This window comes from Henriciella sp., from assembly GCF_049649345.1.
In the GTDB taxonomy this organism is placed as follows: domain Bacteria; phylum Pseudomonadota; class Alphaproteobacteria; order Caulobacterales; family Hyphomonadaceae; genus Henriciella.
In genome coordinates, this window is record NZ_JBARZC010000253.1 from 1 (window position 1) to 4,242 (window position 4,242).

At 62.2% G+C, this 4,242-nt stretch carries 6 protein-coding genes; all 6 read left to right on the top strand.

The annotated features are described in order from the left end of the window. Positions 1-533, top strand: a 533-nt coding sequence (ccoO, locus tag WA989_RS06495) for a cytochrome-c oxidase, cbb3-type subunit II (protein WP_424339692.1), incomplete at its 5' end; no start/stop codon positions are given. 12 nt (positions 534-545) lie between these two features. Beyond that, positions 546-707: a cbb3-type cytochrome c oxidase subunit 3 gene (locus WA989_RS06500; protein ID WP_424339693.1), complete on the top strand. Its 162-nt coding sequence runs from the start codon at positions 546-548 to the stop codon at positions 705-707. Then, positions 700-1,587 (top strand): cytochrome-c oxidase, cbb3-type subunit III, encoded by an 888-nt coding sequence (gene ccoP, locus WA989_RS06505; RefSeq protein ID WP_424339694.1) that lies wholly within the window; start codon positions 700-702, stop codon positions 1,585-1,587. Before WA989_RS06500 ends, ccoP begins: the two co-directional genes overlap by 8 nt. 11 nt (positions 1,588-1,598) lie before the next feature. After that, positions 1,599-3,056 carry a cytochrome c oxidase accessory protein CcoG gene (gene ccoG, locus WA989_RS06510; protein ID WP_424339695.1) on the top strand — a complete coding sequence of 486 codons (1,458 nt, stop codon included), beginning with the start codon at positions 1,599-1,601 and terminating at the stop codon, positions 3,054-3,056. A 2-nt stretch (positions 3,057-3,058) separates the two neighbouring features. Next, positions 3,059-3,559, top strand: a complete 501-nt coding sequence (locus tag WA989_RS06515) for a FixH family protein (protein ID WP_424339696.1) — start codon at positions 3,059-3,061, stop codon at positions 3,557-3,559. Next, a partial coding sequence (locus WA989_RS06520) for a cation transporter (protein WP_424339697.1) occupies positions 3,559-4,242 on the top strand: 684 nt, incomplete at its 3' end. The genes WA989_RS06515 and WA989_RS06520, both read left to right, overlap by 1 nt.

Genomic DNA, 4,242 nt, shown 5'->3' on the forward strand with positions numbered 1-4,242 from the left:
TGCGCGACGAGGTGGAGCGCTACGGCCACTACTCGCTGGCCGCAGAGTCGATGTACGACCACCCCTTCCAGTGGGGCTCCAAGCGGACCGGGCCGGACCTGGCCCGCGTCGGCGGCAAATATTCAGACGAATGGCATGTCGACCACCTGATCGACCCGCGCTCGCTCGTGCCTGAATCGATCATGCCGCCCTATGCCTTCCTGGCAGAGAAAAAGCTCGACTATGAGCACATCGGCAACGATCTGAAGGCGCTGCGCATGGTCGGCGTCCCCTATACCGACGAGATGATCGAGAATGCGGAGATCGACGTGGAGGCCCAGGCAGACCCTGACATCTACTTTGATGAACAGGACGCGCTTGTCGCCCGCTACACCGAGGCTTCCGGCCGCGAAGGCACGGTGCAGATCCGCGACTTTGACAGCGATCCCGACCGCATCACCGAGATGGATGCCCTCGTTGCCTATCTCCAGATGACCGGCACGCTGGTGGACCTGTCCACCTACGAAGCCGACGACCTCATGAACCGGCGCTAGAGGAGACCCGACATGTACGAAGCCCTCTCCAAATTCGCTCAGACAGGTGGCCTTGTCTATTTCTTCGCGATCTTCGCCGGCGTGCTGCTGTACGCGGTCTGGCCTCGCAATCAGGAAAAGTTCGACCAGGCCGCCAACCTTCCTCTTTCAGACCGGGAGCCCGGAGATGACTGACGACGTGAAAGACATCGACCAGCCGACAGGCGTCGAGACAACCGGCCATGAATGGGATGGCATCAAGGAGTTGAACAATCCGCTGCCGCGCTGGTGGCTCTATATCTGGTATGCGACCATCGCGTTCTCGATTGTCTACATGATCATCATGCCGGCCATTCCTGCCCTGCCGGGGCTTGGCACCAATACGCGCGGCGTGGGTGGCCATTCGGACCGTGCGGCCGTTGCCGATCAGATCGAAGCGATGCGCGGCGAACGCATGGCCGCCGGATCGGCGCTGGTGAATGCAAGCCTCGAAGAGATCGAGACAGACCGCAGCCTCCAACAGTTTGCAATGGCCGCAGGCGAGAGCGCCTTTGGCGACAATTGTGCGACCTGTCACGGTGCGGGCGGGCGCGGCGCCAAGGGCTATCCGACGCTGGCAGACGATGTCTGGCTCTGGGACGGCACGCTTGACGGTATCGAATACACGCTCCGTCACGGCATCCGCCATGAGGAAGACCCCGAAACACGCTTTTCCATGATGCCGTCCTTCGGCCGCAGCGGCCTGCTCTCGCGCGGTGAGATCGATGATGTCGTCAGCCATGTGCTGAGCCTGTCGGGCCGCGAGGTCGGCGACGCTGAGTCCCGGCAGAACGGCGCAGACATCTTTGCTGTGCAATGTGCGCTCTGCCATACCGAGAACGGCACGGGCAACCGGGAGATGGGCGCGCCCAACCTGACCGATCAGGAGTGGCTCTTCGGCGGCGAGTATGAAGACGTCTATGCGACCGTCTACAATGCCCGCAATGCGCATATGCCAGCCTGGGGCGAACGCCTCGACGATGCGACGATCAAGTCGCTGGCTGTCTATGTTCACTCGCTGGGCGGGGGAGAATAAGTCGTCATACGATGACCAAAGTCACCCTCATCTCATCGAAATCGCCGCCGCCGCCCCCACCGACGCAGGACCTCTATTCCAAGCGCAGGCAGGTCTATCCGAAGCTGGCGCATGGCAAGTTCAGGACTGTGAAGTGGGCGGCGATGGCTGTCGCGCTGGGCATCTATTACCTGATCCCGTGGCTGCGCTGGGACAGGGGAGCGGGCGCGCCAGACCAGGCGGTGCTGGCAGACTTTGCCGGCGAACGCTTCTTCTTTTTCAGCATCGAGATCTGGCCGCAGGAAGCCTACTATCTGGCTGGTCTGATGATCCTCGCAGCGGTCGGCCTGTTTCTTGTGACCTCACTTTTTGGCCGGGTCTGGTGCGGCTATGCCTGTCCGCAGACGGTCTGGACCGATCTCTATATCTGGGTCGAGCGGGCGTTCGAGGGTGACCGGGCGGCCCGTATGCGCCTCGACACGAAGCCTTGGAGCTTCGACAAGGCGTGGCGCAAGATCGGCAAGCATATTGTCTGGCTGATTATCGCCTTCCTGACCGGCGGGGCGTTCATCCTCTACTTCCATGACGCGCAGATGATCGCGCAGACTTTCTTTATCGGCGAGGCGCCGCTCTCGGCCTACTGGTTTGCGGGCATCCTGACCTTCACGACCTATGCGCTCGCCGGCACGATGCGCGAGCAGGTCTGCACCTATCTTTGTCCGTGGCCGCGGATTCAGGCAGCGCTGACCGATGAAGACGCGCTCAACGTCACCTATCGCTACGATCGCGGCGAACCGCGCGGGCCCCACCGCAAGGGCGAAAGCTGGGAGGGCCGGGGCGACTGCATCGACTGCAAACAGTGCGTCCAGGTCTGCCCGGTCGGTATCGACATTCGCGATGGGCCGCAGCTCGAATGCATCCATTGCGCGCTGTGCATCGATGCCTGTGACGACATCATGAAAAAGATCGACCGGCCAACCGGCCTTATTGCGTATGATACCGATACGGCGGTGGCCTGCCGGGCGACCGGGCAGAAAGCCAAATACCGCCTTATCCGTCCCCGCACAGTGCTCTATGCGGTGCTGATGGTCGGCATTGCCGGGCTTATGGCATTTGGCCTGCTCAATCGCGGCACCTTCGAGATCAATGTGCTCAAAGACCGCTCGCCGCCATATATCCAGCTGTCGAATGGTGACGTGCGTAATGGTTATGCGCTGAAACTCGTCAACAAATCCGGCGAAACGCGCGATCTCAGCGTCGATACGCTCGGCATAGACGAGCTGGAGCTTGAGGTTGTCGGTCTTGAGCGCGGCGAAGGCGGCGAGCTTGTACTTCCTGTCGAGGCGAACGGTGTCGACCGCTACCGTCTCCTCGTAACAGTACCTAGTGCGGCTGCAGATGGACGGCGGTATTTTACGCTCGTCCTCACAGATACTGACACTGGCGAGGTTCACACCAACCGCACGAGCTTCATGGCTCCGGGAGACTGATCATGGCTGCAGCCCAACCCTATCGCCAGGGACCGGACGCCAAGCTGAAAGGCTGGCATGTCCTGCTCATCATGCTCGGCTTTTTCGGCGTGATGTTCGCGGTGAACGGGGTGTTCCTCTATTCGGCGATCACCAGCTTTCCGGGCGAGGATGTTGAGAAGAGCTATGTCCAGGGCCTCGACTATAACTCCACGCTTGAGGCGCGCCGGGCCCAGGCCGAAGCGGGCTGGACGGTGCGGGCCGGCGTGGAAGCAGGAACGCTGATTGTCGAACTGGGCGCTGCAGAAGGCGAACCTGTTTCGACCCTGGCTGTCACCGCAACGCTTCGCCGATTGGTCACCGACGCGGATGATCTCATCGTCGCGCTGCAGCCGGCCGGCAGCAGGGGTCGCTACGAATCTGAGTTGCCCGGTCTCGATACCGGCCGTTGGGAAATACTGATCGAGGCGCGCAGGAAGGATGGCTCACTGGCGGCCTCGGCGCGCAAGGAGGTGCTTCTGTAGTGGCGCTCACCGGCTCCATCGACCAGGGCTGCCCGAGCGGCCTCTCCCCGGCAGAAGAGGCGCGGGCCAGCGATGTCGGCGCCTTTGTCGTGCGCAAGGGCGCCGAAAATGCATTGTCGCTGTCCGTGCGCGGGGCGAAATGCGCCGGATGCCTGTCGAAGATCGAAGGGGCTGTGAGCGCGCTGCCGGGCGTAAAGCTGGCGCGGCTGAACCTGTCGAATGGCCGCCTGGCCGTGACCTGGACAGGCCATCTTGATGCCAACCAGATTGCGCGGGCCGTCACCGACCTTGGCTATGGCGCAACACCATTTGATCCGGACGCGGGCGATGCCGCCGCCAGTGCCGAGGAACGCAGCCTGCTCATCGCCATGGGCGTTGCTGCCTTTGCCGCGGCAAATGTGATGCTTCTGTCCGTCTCCGTCTGGTCAGGCCATGGGGAGATGGGCGAGACGACGCGCCGTGTCATGCATGCGATCTCTGGTGCGATCGCGCTGCCGGCCGCGCTCTTTTCTGGCCGGGTCTTTTTCAAGTCGGCCTGGAGTGTCCTGAGGAAGGGCCACGCCAATATGGACGTGCCGATCTCGCTCGCCGTGATCCTGGCGCTCAGCGTCAGCGTCTATGAGACGATCCGGGGCGGCGAGCACGCCTATTTCGACGCCTCCGTCATGCTGCTTTTCTTCCTT

What these genes read in the sequence shown, in the direction of transcription:
- WA989_RS06500 (WP_424339693.1), top strand. Translation starts at nt 546, where the DNA reads ATGTACGAAGCCCTCTCCAAATTCGCTCAGACAGGTGGCCTTGTCTAT.
- ccoP (WP_424339694.1), top strand. Translation starts at nt 700, where the DNA reads ATGACTGACGACGTGAAAGACATCGACCAGCCGACAGGCGTCGAGACA.
- ccoG (WP_424339695.1), top strand. Translation starts at nt 1,599, where the DNA reads ATGACCAAAGTCACCCTCATCTCATCGAAATCGCCGCCGCCGCCCCCA.
- WA989_RS06515 (WP_424339696.1), top strand. Translation starts at nt 3,059, where the DNA reads ATGGCTGCAGCCCAACCCTATCGCCAGGGACCGGACGCCAAGCTGAAA.